This is a genomic window from Streptomyces sp. NPDC006012, from assembly GCF_042871185.1.
In the GTDB taxonomy this organism is placed as follows: domain Bacteria; phylum Actinomycetota; class Actinomycetes; order Streptomycetales; family Streptomycetaceae; genus Streptomyces.
In genome coordinates this window covers 24,398-41,657 of record NZ_JBIAIE010000019.1, presented here as the reverse complement: position 1 = coordinate 41,657, position 17,260 = coordinate 24,398, and the positions used below count along the sequence as shown (strand labels likewise).

General features: G+C 71.9%; 14 protein-coding genes. 5 read left to right on the top strand and 9 right to left on the bottom strand.

From position 1 onward, the window contains the following. Positions 1 to 23: 23 nt before the first annotated feature. On the bottom strand, positions 24 to 536 hold the full coding sequence (locus tag ACFYPJ_RS27350; RefSeq protein WP_389022433.1) for a hypothetical protein: 513 nt from the start codon (positions 534 to 536) through the stop codon (positions 24 to 26). Positions 537 to 656: 120 nt separating this feature from the next. On the opposite strand from ACFYPJ_RS27350, the gene ACFYPJ_RS27345 reads away from it, so the two are divergent. After that, positions 657 to 1,670: an LLM class flavin-dependent oxidoreductase gene (locus ACFYPJ_RS27345; protein ID WP_389022430.1), complete on the top strand. Its 1,014-nt coding sequence runs from the start codon at positions 657 to 659 to the stop codon at positions 1,668 to 1,670. 27 nt (positions 1,671 to 1,697) lie between these two features. On the opposite strand, the gene ACFYPJ_RS27340 is transcribed toward ACFYPJ_RS27345, so the two are convergent. Then, positions 1,698 to 4,175, bottom strand: a complete 2,478-nt coding sequence (locus tag ACFYPJ_RS27340) for an ATP-dependent Clp protease ATP-binding subunit (protein ID WP_389022427.1) — start codon at positions 4,173 to 4,175, stop codon at positions 1,698 to 1,700. A gap of 155 nt (positions 4,176 to 4,330) precedes the next feature. Here ACFYPJ_RS27340 and ACFYPJ_RS27335 point away from each other — a divergent pair, with 155 nt between their 5' ends. Continuing rightward, entirely contained in the window at positions 4,331 to 4,522 is a 192-nt protein-coding gene (locus ACFYPJ_RS27335; protein ID WP_389022424.1) for an antitoxin, read from the top strand. Positions 4,523 to 4,711: 189 nt separating this feature from the next. Here ACFYPJ_RS27335 and ACFYPJ_RS27330 read toward each other — a convergent pair whose 3' ends face one another. The 5 genes from ACFYPJ_RS27330 to ACFYPJ_RS27310 form a co-directional block, all read right to left on the bottom strand. Then, the gene (locus tag ACFYPJ_RS27330; RefSeq protein WP_389022422.1) at positions 4,712 to 5,569 is read right to left on the bottom strand and encodes a lysophospholipid acyltransferase family protein; all 858 of its coding nucleotides are present in this window, start codon (positions 5,567 to 5,569) and stop codon (positions 4,712 to 4,714) included. Then, positions 5,569 to 6,339: a GNAT family N-acetyltransferase gene (locus tag ACFYPJ_RS27325; RefSeq protein WP_389022419.1), complete on the bottom strand. Its 771-nt coding sequence runs from the start codon at positions 6,337 to 6,339 to the stop codon at positions 5,569 to 5,571. The genes ACFYPJ_RS27330 and ACFYPJ_RS27325 overlap by 1 nt, the downstream gene beginning before the upstream one ends. Before the next feature lie 376 nt (positions 6,340 to 6,715). Further along, the gene (locus ACFYPJ_RS27320) at positions 6,716 to 7,465 is read right to left on the bottom strand and encodes a succinate dehydrogenase/fumarate reductase iron-sulfur subunit (protein ID WP_389022416.1); all 750 of its coding nucleotides are present in this window, start codon (positions 7,463 to 7,465) and stop codon (positions 6,716 to 6,718) included. After that, a complete protein-coding gene (locus ACFYPJ_RS27315) occupies positions 7,462 to 9,420 on the bottom strand; it encodes a fumarate reductase/succinate dehydrogenase flavoprotein subunit (RefSeq protein WP_389022413.1) in 1,959 nt (652 codons plus the stop codon). The genes ACFYPJ_RS27320 and ACFYPJ_RS27315 overlap by 4 nt, the downstream gene beginning before the upstream one ends. Before the next feature lies 1 nt (position 9,421). After that, the gene (locus ACFYPJ_RS27310) at positions 9,422 to 10,093 is read right to left on the bottom strand and encodes a succinate dehydrogenase (protein ID WP_389022723.1); all 672 of its coding nucleotides are present in this window, start codon (positions 10,091 to 10,093) and stop codon (positions 9,422 to 9,424) included. Positions 10,094 to 10,212: 119 nt separating this feature from the next. On the opposite strand from ACFYPJ_RS27310, the gene ACFYPJ_RS27305 reads away from it, so the two are divergent. After that, the gene (locus ACFYPJ_RS27305) at positions 10,213 to 11,100 is read left to right on the top strand and encodes a LysR family transcriptional regulator (protein WP_389022410.1); all 888 of its coding nucleotides are present in this window, start codon (positions 10,213 to 10,215) and stop codon (positions 11,098 to 11,100) included. 131 nt (positions 11,101 to 11,231) lie between these two features. On the opposite strand, the gene ACFYPJ_RS27300 is transcribed toward ACFYPJ_RS27305, so the two are convergent. Both ACFYPJ_RS27300 and ACFYPJ_RS27295 read right to left on the bottom strand, forming a co-directional pair. Beyond that, positions 11,232 to 13,376: a putative bifunctional diguanylate cyclase/phosphodiesterase gene (locus ACFYPJ_RS27300; RefSeq protein ID WP_389022407.1), complete on the bottom strand. Its 2,145-nt coding sequence runs from the start codon at positions 13,374 to 13,376 to the stop codon at positions 11,232 to 11,234. Beyond that, positions 13,373 to 14,188, bottom strand: coding sequence for an SAM-dependent methyltransferase (locus ACFYPJ_RS27295; protein ID WP_389022404.1), 816 nt, complete (start codon positions 14,186 to 14,188; stop codon positions 13,373 to 13,375). The genes ACFYPJ_RS27300 and ACFYPJ_RS27295 overlap by 4 nt, the downstream gene beginning before the upstream one ends. Positions 14,189 to 15,552: 1,364 nt before the next feature. On the opposite strand from ACFYPJ_RS27295, the gene ACFYPJ_RS27290 reads away from it, so the two are divergent. Both ACFYPJ_RS27290 and ACFYPJ_RS27285 read left to right on the top strand, forming a co-directional pair. After that, on the top strand, positions 15,553 to 16,317 hold the full coding sequence (locus ACFYPJ_RS27290; protein ID WP_389022402.1) for a hypothetical protein: 765 nt from the start codon (positions 15,553 to 15,555) through the stop codon (positions 16,315 to 16,317). 250 nt (positions 16,318 to 16,567) lie between these two features. After that, the gene (locus tag ACFYPJ_RS27285) at positions 16,568 to 17,137 is read left to right on the top strand and encodes a hypothetical protein (RefSeq protein WP_389022399.1); all 570 of its coding nucleotides are present in this window, start codon (positions 16,568 to 16,570) and stop codon (positions 17,135 to 17,137) included. Positions 17,138 to 17,260 lie beyond the last annotated feature (123 nt).

Here is a 17,260-nt window from a genome sequence, read left to right as displayed (position 1 = left end):
CGCCCGGCACGGCCCAGGCCGGCTCAGGTCCGGCCGTCCCGTTCCTGGGCGTCCGCCAGCGCGGCGGACCGGTCGGCCCAGCGGGCCCGTACGACGGTGAAGCCGGCCCGTTCGGCGTCGTCGCACACCAGTTCGTCGTCGTCCACGAGGACGCGGACCGCGCGGTCACGGGCGAGCCCGCGAAGGACCTCCAGTTTGACGAACCGGGCGGGCCTGCGGTCGCCTCTCCCACCCCCGCGCCCCGCGTCCTGCCGCATGACGACGCGGCCCTGAGGCAGCCCCTGGGCGGCGAGCCAGTCCAGTGTGTCGCGCCGGCAGCGCTCGGGCCGCCCGGTCAGATAGACGATGTCGCACTCCCGGGCGTGCTCCCGGAGCAGCGCCACGCCCTCGGCGAGCGGCGGGTCCTGCGGCGCCGCGGCGAAGAAGCCGCCCCAGTCGCGCGGGCTGCTCTCCAGGAAGCGCTGCCGGTGCGCGGTGTCGGCCAGGGTGTTGTCGAGATCGAACACGGCGATCGGACGCCCGCTGCTGTCTGCCACCCGGTCCACCTTAGCCACCCGGGCGGGATGGCCGTTCCGCGGCGCCCGCGGCCCCACCCCACCCCGGCCCGGCCGGGGTCCCGGCGGGAATCCCGGCGCCGCCACCGCGTTGACACCCATGTGAACGCGCCGATCCCCGCCACCCGGTTCTCCGTCCTCGACCGCTCCCGCACCCGCGCCGGACACACCCACGCCGAGGCGCTGCGCGACACGGTCGCGCTGGCACGGGAGCTGGAGGCGTTCGGCTACCACCGTTTCTGGGTCTCCGAGCACCACGGCGTACCCGGAGTCGCCGGCTCCGCGCCGACCGTGCTGGCCGCGGCCGTGGCCGCCGCGACCCGCACGATACGGGTGGGCACCGGCGGAGTGATGCTGCCCAACCACCGGCCCCTGGTCGTCGCCGAACAGTTCGGCGTGCTGGAGTCGCTGTATCCGGGGCGGATCGACATGGGCCTGGGCCGGTCCGTGGGCTTCACCGACGGGGTGCGCAAGGCACTGGGGCGCGACAAGGGCGCCGCCGAGGACTTCGCGGCGCAACTCGATGAGCTGCTGGGCTGGTTCCGCGGCGGCTCGCCGAGCGGGGTGCACGCCCGCCCGGCGGAGGGGCTGCGCGTGCCGCCGTTCGTGCTGGCCATGGGCGAGGGGGCCGGCATCGCGGCCCGCGCGGGGCTGCCCATGGTCATCGGCGACCTGCGCGGACGGGAACGGATGCTGCGCGGCATCGACGAGTACCGGACCCAGTTCAGGCCCTCGCCCTGGGCCGCGCAGCCGTACGTCGTGATCTCCGGCACGATCGCGGTGGCCGGCAGCGAGGAGGAGGCGCGGCGGCTCCTCGTCCCGGAGGCATGGTCCATGGCGTACTCCCGCACGCACGGGTCCTTCCCGCCGCTGCCGCCGGCCGAGGCCGTGGCGTCCCGCGCCATGACCGCGAAGGAGCGGGACCTCTACGAGTCCGGTCTGAGCGGTCACATCGCCGGCACCGAGGACCAGGTCGCCCGCCGGCTCCGGACGGTGCTCAAGGAGACGGGAGCCGACGAGGTCCTGGTCACCACCAGCACGTACGACCGGGCGGCCCTGCTGGACTCCTACCGCCGGCTGGCCCGCCTCGTGCGCCCGGCGGCCGTCCCCGAGTGACCGCCGGGTGCGGGAGAAGCGGCGGCGTCAGCCCTCCACGGCCGCCGGCTTGTCCGTGCGGATCGTCACCGAGCCGTCGGCCGCGTCGACCACGGCCCGGTCGCCCGCGACCAGTTGGCCCGACAGCAGCAGGTCGGCGAGCCGGTCGTCGACCTCCCGCTGGATGGTGCGGCGCAGCGGGCGGGCGCCGAAGTCGGGCTGGTAGCCGATGTTCGCGAGCAGCGCGGCGGCCTCGTCGGTGACCTCCAGGGCGACGTCCTGGGCGTGCAGCCGGCGCCGGGTGTGCTCAAGGAGCAGGTCCACGATCTGACGCAGCTGGGTGCGGTCCAGCCCGCGGAAGACGATGATCTCGTCGATGCGGTTGAGGAACTCCGGCCGGAAGTGCTGGTTCAGCAGCGGCATCACCGACTCGCGGACCTTCGTGTAGTCCGCCACCCCGGCGGCCAGGATCCGGTCGGCGCCGATGTTCGACGTCATGATGACGACGGTGTTCTTGAAGTCGACCGTGCGGCCCTGCGCGTCGGTCAGCCGGCCGTCCTCCAGCAGTTGCAGCAGCGTGTTGAAGACGTCCGGGTGGGCCTTCTCCACCTCGTCGAGCAGCAGCACCGCGTACGGCTGCCTGCGCACCGCCTCGGTGAGCTGTCCGGCCTCCTCGTGTCCGACGTATCCGGGCGGGGCGCCGACCAGGCGGGAGACGGTGTGCCGCTCCTGGAACTCGCTCATGTCCAGCCGGATCATCCGGGTGTCGTCGCCGAAGAGGGCGGCGGCCAGGGCGCGGGCCAGTTCGGTCTTGCCGACACCGGTCGGCCCAAGGAAGAGGAAACTGCCGACGGGCCGGCTCGGATCGCTCATGCCCGCGCGGGCCCGGCGGACGGCGCGGGCGACGGCGGTGATCGCCTCGTCCTGGCCGACGACCCGCTCGTGCAGGTGCTCCTCCAGCTTCATCAGCCGCTCCCGCTCCTCCTCGGTGAGCTGGGCGACGGGGATGCCGGTGGTGCGGGAGACGACCTCGGCGATGTCCTCGGCGGTGACCCTGGGCGTGCGCTCCTCCCCCTTGGTCAGCTCGGACAGCCTGGCCTCGGCCTCCTTGATCCGGTCGCGCAGGTCCTTGGCCCGCTCGTACTCCTCGTCGGCCACCGCCTGGTCCTTCTCCCGGCCCAGGGCGGCGATCCGGTCCTCGATGTCGCGGGTGTCGGCGAGCGGGGTCTTGGCGCGCAGCCGCACCCGGGCGGCGGCCTGGTCCATCAGGTCGATCGCCTTGTCCGGCAGGAAGCGGGAGGTGATGTAGCGGTCGGACAGCTCGGCCGCGGCGACGACCGCCTCGTCGGTGATGCGGACCTGGTGGTGGGCCTCGTAGCGGTCGCGCAGACCGTGCAGGATCGCGATGGTGTCGTCGACGGTGGGCTCGCCCACCAGGATGGGCGCGAAGCGGCGCTCCAGGGCGGCGTCCTTCTCGATGTGCTTGCGGTACTCGTCGATGGTGGTCGCGCCGATGAGGTGCAGTTCGCCGCGGGCGAGGGCGGGCTTGAGCATGTTGCCCGCGTCCAGGGCACCCTCGCCGCCCGAGCCGGCGCCGACGACCGTGTGCAGTTCGTCGAGGAAGAGGACGAGTTCGTCGCCGTGCTCGCCGACCTCGTCGAGCAGCTTCTTCAGCCGCTCCTCGAACTCGCCGCGGTACTTCGTCCCTGCCACCAGTCCGGCCAGGTCCAGGGCGACCAGCCGCTTGCCCTTGAGGGTCTGGGGGACGTCTCCGGCGGCGATGCGCTGGGCGATCCCCTCGACGATGGCCGTCTTGCCGACGCCGGGGTCGCCGATGAGGACCGGGTTGTTCTTGCTGCGCCGCGACAGCACCTCGATGGTCTGCTCCACCTCGTCGTCGCGGCCGATCACCGGGTCGAGGCGGCCGGCGCGGGCGTCCTCGGTGAGGTCGCGGCCGTACTCGTCGACGGTCGGCGTGTTGCTGGGCCCCCGTCGCTCGGCGGCGCTCTCCACGGGCATCCGGGTGGCTTCCCAGCCGCTCTCGGCCAGGACCCGGCCGGCCGCCGACTCCGGGTTCGCGGCGAGCGCCCGCAGCAGGTGCTCGGGGCCGATGTAGGAGGCACCCTCGGCGTGCGAGATCTGGTAGGCGTCGAGCAGGGCGCGTTTGGCGGCCGGGGTCAGGCTGGCGGGCTCGGTCTTCTCGCCGGTGCCCCCGGCGGTGCCCAGCCGCTCCCGGACGCCGTCGGGATCCGCGCCGGCCTCGCTGATCAGGCGCCGGGTCGAGTCGTGCTCGGTGGCGGCGGCGAGCAGATGCCGGGCGTCGAGTTCCTCGCTGCCCTCCGCGGCGGCGATGTCCCTCGCCTCCGCGACCAGCTCGCGGCCCCGCTCCGACAGCAGGCTGCCGATGTCGACCCGCTGGACCCGCCGGGCGGGTGCGGCCTGACCGGTCCCGCCGAAGAAGCGGGACATCAACTCGTCGAACTCTTCGAAGGGGCTGCGTCCGAATCCGAAACCGGGAGTAGTCATCCTCGCGGGCCTTTCTGCGGCGGAAGGCATACCTAGTTTCCAAATTGACACATAGGGGACATGCGTGCATCCGAACGATCCCGCTCCCGAGATGCGAACCGCGCCCGGGCCGGTGAACCTGAGAGACGGAGCAACTATCAGCGAGGAGGGTTGTCATGTCCCTCATGGACAAGCTCAAAGGCATGCTCAAAGGTCACGAGGACCAGGCGAGCAAGGGCGTCGACAAGGCCGGCGACTACGTCGACGAGCGGACCGGCAACAAGTACCAGTCCCAGGTCGACACTGCCCAGCAGAGGATGAAGGACGAGATGGGCGGCCAGGACAGGGACATCCCTCCGCATCCGTAGTCACCGGGGCGAGAGGCCGGGACCGCGGCTGTCCCCTCACCTGGCCGAACCGTACGGAGTCCCGCGGCCCGGCCCCACGACCACCCGTACGTCCACCGACGCGACGCCCGTGAGCACGGTCTCACGGGCGTCGCGCACGTGCGGCGGCGGAAACGGGCAGGGGCGGCGGGCCGGGCCGGACGCTCGGGTTCAGGCCGCTTCGGCAGGCTGCGCAGGGCGCACGGGTTCGACCGGCGGGCCGCCGGCGACCAGGGCCGCATGGGTCCAGTCCGGCCCGTGCGCGGCCGGCTCGGCGGCGCGGGCGAGGGAGCGGCGGTCGGGGTGGCGGCCGGCCGGTATCACCGGCCGCACCTCCACCTCGGCCACCAGCCCGCGCGACGTCGCCACCCGCCACACGGAGGCGAGCAGCATGTCCTCCCCGACGAAGGCCGGTGCGGTGCTGGCCGGGCCGCCCGCGACCCGGTAGTGCAGGTGCACCGGCTGGACCGGTACGCCCGCGTCGAGGGCGGCCTGGAAGACGGCCCGGCGGAAGTGGCCCTGCGCCCGCCCGCACCAGGTGCTGCCCTCGGGGAAGACGGCCACCGCGGCACCGCCGCGCAGCGCGTGCGTGATCCGGGCGACGGTGCCGGGCAGGGCGCGCAGCCGGTCGCGTTCGATGAACAGCACACCGGCCCGGGCCACCAGCGCCCCGGCCACGGGCCACTGGCGGATCTCGGTCTTGGCCAGCATCCGCGCCGGGCGCACCGCGGCCAGCAGCGGGATGTCCAGCCAGGAGATGTGGTTGGCCACCAGGAGCAGGCCACCGGTGGGCGCGGCGGCGCCGGTGACGCGTACCTGGACCCCGGCGGCCCGCACGATCGTCCGGCACCACCGCGCGACCAGCCCGGCGGGGATCCTCCCGCCGAGCGGGATCAACGCGATCCCGGTCAGCAGCAGGACCACCACCCCCGTGATCCGCAGCACGGCACGTGGTAGGGCCGCGGCGGGCCCCGCCGGCTCCACGCACGCCGCCGGGGTGCAGGGCGCGCTGGGCAGCCAGACGCTCATCAGGACGGGACGAGCGAGAGGAAGTGCCGCAGATAGCGCTGGTTGACCCGGCGCATCGACAGCAGCACGTACAGGTCGGCGACCCCGAAGTCCGGGTCGTGCGCGGGCTCGGCGCAGACCCAGGCACCGAGCCGGAGGTAGCCGCGCAGCAGCGCGGGCAACTCGGTCCGTTCGGCCGGCACCTGGGCGTTCGGGATCCACGGCAGCAGGGGGCGTACCCGGTACTCCTGCGGGGCGAGGTACTTCTCGTTGACCCGGTGCCAGGTGGCGGAGGCGAGGGTGCCGCCGTCGGCGAGCGGGATGGAGCAGCAGCCGGCCAGCCAGTCGTGGCCGCGGTCCACCATGTAGCGCGCTATCCCCGCCCAGATCAGGCCGATGACGGCGCCGTCACGGTGGTCGGGGTGCACGCAGGAGCGGCCGACCTCGACCAGGCCGGACCGGATCGGGTCGAGCGCGCTCAGGTCGAACTCGCCCTCGGAGTACAGCCGGCCCGCGACCGCGGCCCGCTCCGGCGGCAGCAGCCGGTAGGTGCCGACGACCTGCCCGGTCACGGTTTCCCGCACGAGCAGGTGGTCGCAGTACGCGTCGAAGGCGTCGATGTCGTGACCCGGCTGCGGGGTGGACAGCAGGGCACCCATCTCCCCGGCGAAGACCTCGTGCCGCAGCCGCTGCGCGGCCCGCACGTCGGCTTCGTGGGTCGCGAGCGTGACGGTGTAGCGGGTGGGCGCCGCGGGCTGCGGGGGGCGGTCGAGGGTGGAAACGCCGGTCATGGCTCTCTCCTGGTCACGGGCCGGGTCGGCGAACGACCGGCAGACCGGCTTCGGCCTGCCGATCCAGTTCTTCCGACACCGGTTGGCCTCCGCGTGACCTGAGCCAGGAGAACGGATGTGGGGATGTTGAACGACGGGTCACCCGCGGGCCGTGAGGGTGCCTGACGGGGCCGGGGATGAGCACCACTCCCGGCCCCGCCCGTCCGCACCCTTCGGCGAACGTCTTGTCACCCGGCGCGCAGGCACGCCGAGGGAGCACATCCTGGGGCCGCGGGGACCTGCGCGCCCCCGGCCACATCCCACCCGCGCCTGACTGGCACCCGCACCGGGACCGGGACCGGGAACGACCGCCCGCTCCACGGCCCGGCCCAGGCGGTCAGCGCCGCGGGGACTTGCGCGCGGCCCGCAGCCACTCCCTGTTCATGCTGCTGATGGACATCAGCGGGATCCCCTTCGGGCACGCGGTGGCGCACTCCCCGGTGAGGGTGCAGCCGCCGAATCCCTCCTCGTCCATCTGGGCCACCATGTCCAGCACCCGTGTCTCCCGCTCGGGCGCCCCCTGCGGCAGCACGTTCAGGTGATTGATCTTCGCGGACGTGAACAGCATCGCGGCACCGTTCGGGCACGCGGCCACGCACGCCCCGCACCCGATGCACTCCGCGTGCTCGAAGGCGAGGTCCGCGTCCGGCTTGGGCACCGGTGCGGCGTGGGCCTCCGGGGCGGCTCCCGTGGGGGCGGTGATGTAGCCGCCGGCCTGGATGATCCGGTCGAACGCCGACCGGTCCACCACCAGGTCCTTGACCACGGGAAAGGCCGAGGCCCGCCATGGTTCGACGTCGATCGTGTCGCCGTCCGTGAAGGACCGCATGTGCAACTGGCAGGTGGTGGTGCGCTCGGGTCCGTGCGCGTCTCCGTTGATCACCAGGCTGCACGCCCCGCAGATGCCCTCACGGCAGTCGTGGTCGAAGGCGACCGGGTCCTCGCCCTTGAGGATGAGTTCCTCGTTGAGCGTGTCCAGCATCTCCAGGAAGGACATGTCGGAGGAGATCCCGTCCACCTCGTAGGTGGACATGGCGCCTTCGGCGTCGGCGTTCGGCTGCCGCCAGACGCGCAGGGTGAGCTTCATGCGTAGCTCCGCTGAGTGGGGTGGACGTACTCGAAGACCAGGTCTTCCTTGTGCAGGACGGGCGCCTCGCCGGTGCCGTTGAACTCCCAGGCGGCCGCGTACGAGAACTCCTCGTCCTTGCGGGCCGCCTCGCCCTCGGGCGTCTGGGACTCCTCGCGGAAGTGGCCGCCGCAGGACTCGTCGCGGTGCAGGGCGTCGAGGCACATCAGCTCGGCCAGTTCCAGGTAGTCGACGACGCGGTTGGCCTTCTCCAGCGACTGGTTGAGTTCCTCGCCGGTGCCGGGCACCTTGATGCGCCGCCAGAACTCCTCCCGGATCTGCGGGATGCGCTCCAACGCCTTGCGCAGTCCGGCGTCCGAACGCGCCATGCCGCAGAACTCCCACATGAGTTCGCCGACTTCGCGGTGGAAGGAGTCGGGGGTGCGGTCGCCGTCGACGGCGAGCAGCCGTTCGAGCCGGCTCTCGGTCTCCGCGACGGTCTCCCGCACCGCCGGGTGGCCGGCGGTGACCGCCTCCTGGTGCGGGTTGCGGGCCAGGTAGTCGTTGATGGTGGCCGGCAGCACGAAGTACCCGTCGGCCAGCCCCTGCATCAGCGCCGACGCGCCGAGCCGGTTGGCCCCGTGGTCGGAGAAGTTGGCCTCGCCGATCGCGAACAGGCCGGGGATACTCGTCTGCAGGTCGTAGTCGACCCACAGGCCGCCCATGGTGTAATGCACGGCCGGGTAGATACGCATCGGTACCCGGTAGGGATCCTCGTCGGTGATCCGCTGGTACATGTCGAAGAGGTTGCCGTACTTCGCCTCGACCGCTTTCCGGCCCATCCGCTGGATGGCCTCGGCGAAGTCCAGGTAGACGCCCTGCCCGCCGGGGCCCACTCCCCTGCCCTCGTCGCAGACGTTCTTGGCGGCGCGGGAGGCGATGTCGCGCGGGACCAGGTTGCCGAAGGCCGGGTAGACGCGCTCCAGGTAGTAGTCGCGCTCGTCCTCGGGGATCTGGTTCGGCGGCCGGGTGTCGCCCTTGGCCTTCGGCACCCAGATCCGGCCGTCGTTGCGCAGCGACTCGCTCATCAGGGTGAGCTTGGACTGGTGGTCACCGGTACGCGGGATGCAGGTGGGGTGGATCTGGGTGAAGCACGGGTTGGCGAAGTACGCGCCCCGGCGGTGGGCCCGCCAGATCGCGGTGGCGTTGGAGTTCATGGCGTTCGTCGACAGGTAGAAGACGTTGCCGTAACCGCCGCTCGCCAGGACGACGGCGTCGGCGACGTATGTGTCGATCCGGCCCGTGATCAGGTCGCGGGCCACGATCCCGCGGGCCCGCCCGTCGATGACGATCAGGTCGAGCATCTCGGTGCGCGGGTGCATCTCGACGTTGCCCGCGGCGATCTGCCGCGACAGCGCCTGGTAGGCGCCGAGCAGCAGTTGCTGCCCGGTCTGGCCACGGGCGTAGAACGTGCGGGAGACCTGGACGCCGCCGAAGGAGCGGGTGTCGAGCAGGCCGCCGTACTCACGCGCGAACGGCACGCCCTGCGCCACGCACTGGTCGATGATCTCCACGGAGACCTCGACCAGCCGGTGGACGTTGGACTCGCGGGCGCGGAAGTCGCCGCCCTTGACGGTGTCGTAGAACAGCCGGTGGACCGAGTCGCCGTCGTTGCGGTAGTTCTTCGCGGCGTTGATGCCGCCCTGGGCGGCGATGGAGTGGGCACGGCGCGGGGAGTCCTGGTAGCAGAACTGGACGACGTGGTAGCCCTGTTCGGCGAGCGTGGCGCCGGCGGAACCACCGGCGAGGCCGGTGCCGACGACGATGACCGTGTGCTTGCGGCGGTTGGCCGGGTTGACCAGCTTGGCCTCGAAGCGGCGCCGGTCCCAGCGCTCGGCGATCGGCCCGTCCGGGGCCCGGGTGTCGGCGACCGGCTCGCCGGTCGCGTAGTCCGTGTATGCGGTGGGGATGGTCATGTCAGTTCACCACTCCGGTCATGACGCCCACGGGTACGGCGATGAAACCGGCCGTGAGCAGCAGCGCGAGAACGTCGGCGACGGTCTTCAGGGCCCGGTCGCGGGTGCGGCTGCCGGCACCGAGGGTCTGGGCGGCGCTCCAGAAGCCGTGCCGGACGTGCAGGCCGAGCGCGAGCATCGCGACGATGTAGATGACGTTGCCGTACCAGATGGAGAAGGTGTCGACGACGTTCTGGTAGGGGTGCCCCGGCTGGAATCCGCCGGAGTGCACGGTGCCGGTGGTCAGGTCCAGGATGTGCCAGACGATGAACAGGCCGAGGATGATCCCGCCCCAGCGCATGGTGCGCGTGGCGTAGCTCGCCCGGGGCTTCTTGTGCACGTACTTGGTCGGGCGGGCCTTGAGGTCGCGGCGGCTGAGCTGGTAGGCGGAGACGGCGTGCGCGACGACGGCGACGACGAGTGCGACGCGGATGATCCAGAGCGTCCACTCGTAGTGCATGAAGGGCTCGCCGACGGTGCGCAGCCAGTGCGCGTAGGCGTTGAAGGTCCCCGCCCCGAAGAAGATCTTCAGGTTGCCGTACATGTGCACGACCAGGTACAGGAGCATGATCAGGCCGCTGACCGCCATCACGGTCTTCTTGCCGACGGAGCTGTCCCACATCGTGCGCGCCATGGACGGCCGCCGGTCCGTCCGCGTTGCCAGTGCCATGGCCTGCACGCTAGGGCCCGCGAGGCCCATCGGTCCAAGACATGGTCCAGCTTGTTTCCATAGGCAGGGACTATGCTGGCTGGGTGCAGTTCCAGCAGCTCCAGTACTTCGTGGCGGTCGCCGAGACCCGGCACTTCACCCGGGCCGCGGAGCTGGTCCACGTCGCCCAGCCGTCACTGTCCCAGCAGATCAGGGCGTTGGAACGGGAGCTGGGCGCGGATCTGTTCCTGCGGGCCCGGGGCAACATCACGCTCACCGACGCCGGCGAGGCGCTGCTGCCCCTGGCCCGGCGGATCCTGGCCGATGCGGACACCGCCCGGCACGAGGTGCAGGAACTGGTGCAGCTGCGCAGCGGACGTGTGCGGCTGGGCGCCACCCCGAGCGTGTGCACGGGCCTGCTCCCGGACGTACTGCGCGCTTTCCACGACCGCTATCCCGGCATCCGGCTGCTGATCGAGGAGGGCGGCTCCCACGACCTCGTACGGGAGCTGGCGCGCGGCGCGCTCGACCTGGCGCTGGTCGTACTGCCGCTGCCGACGCCGTCGCCCGCCCTGACCACGGTGGAGCTGCTGCGCGAGGACCTGGTGGTGGTGTCCTCACCGGAGGCCGAGCCGCCGAGCCGTGACGGGCGCCGCCACGTCCGGATCTCCGATCTGGAGGGCGCGCGGCTCGTGATGTTCCGGCACGGCTACGACCTGCGGGAACTGACCGTCGCCGCGTGCCGCGCCGAGGGCTTCGAGCCGGACTTCGCGGTGGAGGGCGGCGAGATGGACGCGGTGCTCGGCTTCGTACGGGCCGGGCTGGGGGTGGCCGTCGTGCCGCGCATGGTCGCTACCCGGTCGGGGCGGGGGCTGCGGGTCACTGCGCTGGCTCGGCCGGGGTTGTACCGGACGATCGCGCTTGCGCATCGGAGCGATGTGGCGCCGCCGCGGGCTGCTCGGGAGTTGCAGCGGATGTTGTTTGAGCGGTGAAGGGGGCTGTGCCGCTTTTGCCCGGGGGGTGGGGCGGTTCGGGGGGGGGTGTCTGGGGTTGTTTCCGGGGTGCGGGTCGGACGTAGTTGGTCGCGCAGTTCCCCGCGCCCCTTTCGGGGCGCGGGAGGGGATCAGCCTGTTGCGTCCACCAGGGCCAGGTTGTGGAGGCGGTCGGGGGGGCCGGGGCGGGCGTAGTACCAGCCCTGGGCCGTGTCGCAGCCCAGTATGCGTAGTTGTTCGGCCTGGGCGCCGGTCTCCACGCCCTCCACGGTGACCGTCAGATCCAGGCTGTGGGCCAGTGAGACGATCCCCTCGACGATCTTGAGGTCCACGGGATCGGCCGGGAACTGCTGCATGCTCTGGGTGAAGGAGCGGTCCAGTTTGAGGATGCTCACCGGCAGGCGGCGCAGGTTGGCGAGGTTGGAATAGCCGGTGCCGAAGTCGTCCAGGGCGATGTCGACGCCCATCTCGGCGAGCCGGCGCAGCGGCTTGAGCAGGTCGTCGTCGGCGCCGATCAGCGCGGACTCGGTGACCTCCAGGCACAGCGCGTCCGGGGCGACGCCCGTGCGCTCCAGGATCTCGACCGTGTCCTGGACCAGACCGGGATGGCTGAGCTGGCAGGGCGAGAGGTTGACGTTGATGCGCAGCGGGCCGGTCGACGTCTGCTCGCCGTACCTCTCCCGCCAGTCGCGGGCCTGGCGCACCGACTGTTCCAGGACCCATCGGCCCAGCGGGACGATCAGCCCGGTGTGCTCGGCGAGCGGGATGAACCGGTCGGGGCCGAGGACGCCGTGCTGCGGGTGCAGCCAGCGCACCAGCGCCTCGGCACCGCGGACGCTGCCGTCACCGAGGTGCACCAGCGGCTGGTACTCGATGAAGAACTCGCCGCGTTCCAGGGCCGTGGGCAGCGCCGTGGTCAGTCCGTGCCGGGTGATGGCGCGGGCGTCGGCCTCCGGGTCGGCCAGCTCGGTGCGGTTGCCCCCCGCCGACTTGGCCCGGTACATGGTGATGTCGGCGCTGCGCAGCACCTCCGCCGCGGTGCGTTCGCCCGCCGGACCCTCCACGATGCCGATGCTGCCGCGCACGAGGAGTTCGCGGCCGTCAACGCTGACCGGGGTGATGAGCGCGTTCATGATGCGCTCCGCCAGTTCGTCGACCTCGCGCTCGGTCTCGGGTCCGGTGGTCAGCGCCACGAACTCGTCGCCGCCGAGCCGGGCGACCATCTCACCGGGCGCGGTGGCGCATGCCTGGAGCCGGTCGGCGACCTCGACGAGCAGCCGGTCGCCGGCCGCGTGGCCGAGGCTGTCGTTGATGGTCTTGAAGCCGTCCAGGTCCAGGTAGCACAGGCCGAAGCGCTGGCCCCCGCCCGCGGCGAGCACCTTCTCCAGGCGTTCGAAGAACAGGGTGCGGTTGGGCAGTCCGGTGAGCGCGTCGTGCGTGGCCTCGTAACGCAGCCGGAGGTTCAGCAGCCGCCGCTCGGTGGTGTCCTCCATGAGCGCGAGCTGGTACTGCGGGTTGCCGTCGGCGTCACGCAGCAGGGAGACCGTGAGATTGGTCCACAGCACGGTTCCGTCGGTGCGGTTGAAGGCCTTCTCCACGTGGTAGTGCTCACGCTCGCCGCGCACGAGTTCGTCGTAGAGGCGCCAGGTATGCGGCGCGTCCTCGGGGTGCGTCCACTCCAGCGCCCGGCGGCCGCGCAGCGCCTGCTCGGGGAGCCCGAACATGCGCATCAGTGCCTCGTTGACCTGGAGCACCCGGCCGTCGAGGTCGGCGATGCCGATCCCTATGGCGGCGCCCTCGAACACCGCCCGGAAGCGAGCCTCGCTGGCGTGCAGGGCCTGCGCCACCACGCCCTGGGCCTGCAACGCGGCCCGGGCGATGGCCTCCTGCTCGGCCAGGGTCCGCTCGCGCAGCGCCTGCGCGAATCCGGCCGCCATGGCGTGCTGCAGCCGTGAGCAGCGCATCCGCAGTTCCTCCTGCGGGCCGTCCTCGCCGCAGTAGAGCACCAGGTAGGCGTCGACGCAGTCCAGGGTGCGGCTGAGCGCCTCCGGGTCGGTGCAGTGCGCGTCGATCAGCGCGGCACCGATTGCCTTCCCTTCCTCCGCGTCGAAGCCGTGCTGCCGCAGCGCCCCGCTCAGCCGGCGTGCGAGCGGCAGGAGCCGTTCCGCCAGCTCCGGCCGGGTCAGCGACGTCGAGGTCACCGGGAACACGGCCCGGCTCCAGATGGTCGCGAACCTCTGCAGTCTGTCCTCCGGCCCGTCCGGCTCCGCGATCACGTCGTACGCCCCACGCCCGCGAACCCGGAGAAGGCGAACGGATCCTCGTCCTCCGGCACCGACTCCTCCGGGCGCCAGCGCGGCATCGCCACCAGTCCGGGTTCCACCATGTCGTACCCCTCGAAGAACCGCGCGATCTCGTCGCGCGAGCGCATGATCAGCGGGTTGCGAATGTCCCTGTACACGTCGACCGCGCCCTGGGCCCGTTCGGGCGGCAGCGGCATTCCCTCGTACGAGGCATGCGTGAGGATCAGCAGGCTGCCCGGCGCGAGTGCCTCGCGCAGTTCGGCCACCGCTCCATAGGGCTCGTCCGCGTCTTCCACGAAGTGCAGTATGGCAACGAGCAGCAGCGCCACTGGCCGATTCAGGTCGATGAGCCGCCGGATCTCCAGGCTCGACAGGATCTCCTGGGGCTTGCGGAGGTCCGCGGCGATGACGCCCGCGTCCTCGTCGTCCGCCAGCACCGTCTGACTGTGCGCCACCGCCACCGGGTCGTGGTCGACGTACACCACGCGGGCGTCCGGCCGGGCTCTCCGGGCCACTTCGTGGACGCTGCCGAACGTGGGGATGCCGGAGCCGATGTCGAGGAACTGCGTGATGCCCTCCCCGGCCGCGAAACGCACGGCACGACGCATGAACGCCCGGTTCGCCTGCATGATCTTCGGGAGTCCCGGCAGGAACTCCATGGCCCTGCGGGCCGCCTGCCGGTCGACCTCGAAGTTGTACGAACCGCCCAGGTAGAAGTCGTGGATACGCGCAACGCTGGGCACCGAGACGTCGATGCTCCGTGGCGCCCAGGCGGGACGCTCCATCTATCGCTCCAAGGCGTAGGCGATCCGGTGTTCGAGCAGAGGCTACTGATCGTCCGCCAATGGAGCGACCCGAAACGGAAATTGACCGTCCGTTCCCGGTCACTGCCTGCGGCACGTGCCGGAACGAAGCCGCAGCGTGAGCACGCGAGCACCCAGCGGCCGTTCCCTCCGTGCGGTGCGAGGGAACACCCCCGTGGCCACCCGCCTGTCTGCCTGATGCGTCAGTCCGGGTGAAGTCCATCAGGCCCCTGTGTTGTACGTCCTTGGTGTCGTCGGCCTTCACCCGAGCGGCCACCGGCCACTTCTCCAGGCAGTCGCCGGTGCGGTTCGAGACGGGCTTCGGCCCGCCTGTCCTTTGTCCTTCATGAAGCGGTGGACCGTGGCCTGCCGTTGCGGCCTACGACGCTCCCGCCGCGGCTCTGCGGAGTGGCGGCGTCGTCGTGACCGCACGCCGTCGTGGCCGTCGGCACCGCCGCGGGCGCAAGCGTCGGCGAGGCGGTCCGCCAGGAAGTCTTCGCGCGGGAGCGCCGTGTACTACCGCCCCGAAGTTTTGTCCGCGCCCCGTGCGCGGAGCGGGCCCGTACTCCGGAAACCGGAATCCCCTCGTTCAAACCTCCGCGGACCACAGTCCCTCGATCGGGCCAATCCGCGCACTCTTCGGCGTGGCTGGGGGCCGAACGACTCATTATCTCGGTCGTGCATGGACCCGAAGCGACCCGATTCCCACCCGTCGTACGGGTGTTGGCTCTGGTGGCGCTGGTGTGGACCTTCGTGGGCTGTCCGATCGGCACGGCCAGGGCCGACGCCTGCGCGTACGCCTCGACGGGCCCGGACGGCACGGTGGCGGTGGCGGTGGCCGCCGCGGGCGGCTCCTGGCCGACTCCGCCGCATTGCCCGAAGCCCACGCCTCCGCCGTGCCCGACGCCCACTCCCACCCCGACGCCCACCCCGACACCGACACCGACACCTCCCCCGCCCCCACCGTCCCCACCTCCGAAGCCCACCCCGAAACCGACGCCGAAGCCGACGCCGCCTCCGAAGCCGAAGCCCGTGCCGCCGCCGCCACATGCCGTGCCACCCGCTCCGGCCCCGCCGCGCCCGGTCCCCAGGCCCGCGCCGCCCCGCACACCGCCTCCGGCGCCCAAGCCGTCGCCCAAGCCCAGCCCACGACCCTCCGCGACCCCGGTCACCTATCCGAGCCACCAACCGCGGCGGGCCGACGCCCCGGCGCCCCACCGGACCTCACCGGTCACCTACGTCCTGCTCATCACCATCCCCGCGATCGTCGCCGTCGCCGCGCTGCGTCCCCGCTGACGCGCCACGGCACACCGACGCATCGATACGCCCGCCCCTGGAGGCATCTGTTGTCGGATTGGCTTGTTCTCGTCCTCGCGATGCTGGGCGCGTGCGCCGTGGTGGTCGTGGTCACCGTGCTAAGGAACCGCACGACCTCGGGCGACGACGACCCCAGCGAGACCCCCGACGTCATCGAGTACATGACGATGTGGATCGGCGTCGTCTACGCCATCGTGCTGGGCCTGGCCATCGCCGGGGTCTGGGAGGCGCGCAGCACGGCGCAGGACCACGTGCAGGCGGAGGCCCAGGCGCTGCACGAGATCTCAGAGCGGGTTCGGGTCTATCCGCCCGACGTCCGTGATGGAATTCGGGCGGATGTCAACGCCTATGTCGGACACGTCGTACACACCGAGTGGAAGGCGATGGAGGAGGACCAAACCCTCACCGACACCGGCACCCGTCTGCTCGAACGCGTCCGCCACGACGTCACCGACTACCAGCCGAAGACGGACTTCGAGGCGCAGGCGTACCAACCGCTCCTCGACCAGGTGACGGCGGCGGACCAGGCGCGCAACGCCCGCGCGGACTCCACGGGGGCGACCATGCCCGGCGTGGTGTGGTTCGGGCTGCTTTTCGGAGGGGTGATCACCGTCGGCATGATCTTCGCCCTGCAGATCAGGCGCACCGCGCGGGAACTCATCCTCGCCGGGCTGTTCTCCGCCACCATCGCGTTCATGCTCTTCCTGATCTGGGTCTTCGACGCCCCCTACAGCCGGGGCATGGACGCGACCGCACAGCCGTTCCTGGACCTCTTCCCGACCATCAGGGGCTGACCCTCCGGCAGGCAAGAACGGCCTCGTACGGCGCTGCGCCGACCGGCCGACGGGGGATGTGCGCGCCACGCCGCGCGCGTCCCCCGTCCGCAGCAGCGGTCGCCCGACCGGCCGACATGGATAACCCGTTCGCGCTACTGCGTTCGCGCACCTGCGCCACTCTTCCTAGCGTTCCGGACATCGAGGTGCACGCACGGCGCAAGCGGCAGAAGGTCCGCGGGCTGCCCCTCGGGGACCGGAGGAAACAACCATGTGCGCGATACGCGTCGCTTCGGGCGCGCTGCTGGGCGCCGCCGCCCTCGCCCTGGGTGCGCCCGCCGCCGTGGCGGCCGACGGCGGCAACCACGCCGGCGCACCGTTCGGCTTCGGGGTCAAGCCGTCCACCATCTCGGCGGGCAGCAAGGTCACTCTGCGCCTGGACCGCAACGACGGCTGCAAGGGCGGCGCCACGGTCACCTCCGACGTCTTCGAAACGGTCCGCATCCCGACGGGCCGGTCGTCGGCCACCACCACGGTCGACGCGCACGTCAAGTCCGGCACGTCGTACCGGGTGACCTTCGACTGCGACGGCACGAGCGGCTCGACGGACCTGCGGGTCGCGGACGGCGGTGGCAACGGCGGCCGGGATTCCGGGAGGACACAGGAGTCGCGCGGGACCGGCGACGCCTCGGCGACGGTTCCGGGCGCGGTGCAGGCAGGCGACGGCGGCAGCGTCGCCGGATTCGACCTCGGGGAGATCGGCCTCGGTACGGTGCTGATCGCCGGTTCGGTCGGCACGGCCTACCGGCTCGCCCGCCGCACCACCCGTGACGATGCCTGACCGGGCACCGGCGACGACGCCTGGGCGAGAACCCGCGACGGCGCCGGAACGCCCAGCCGCCCGCGCTGCCGGATCTCCGCTCCCGGCCCGTTACGGGATCGGGGGCGGAGATCCGGCCGCACG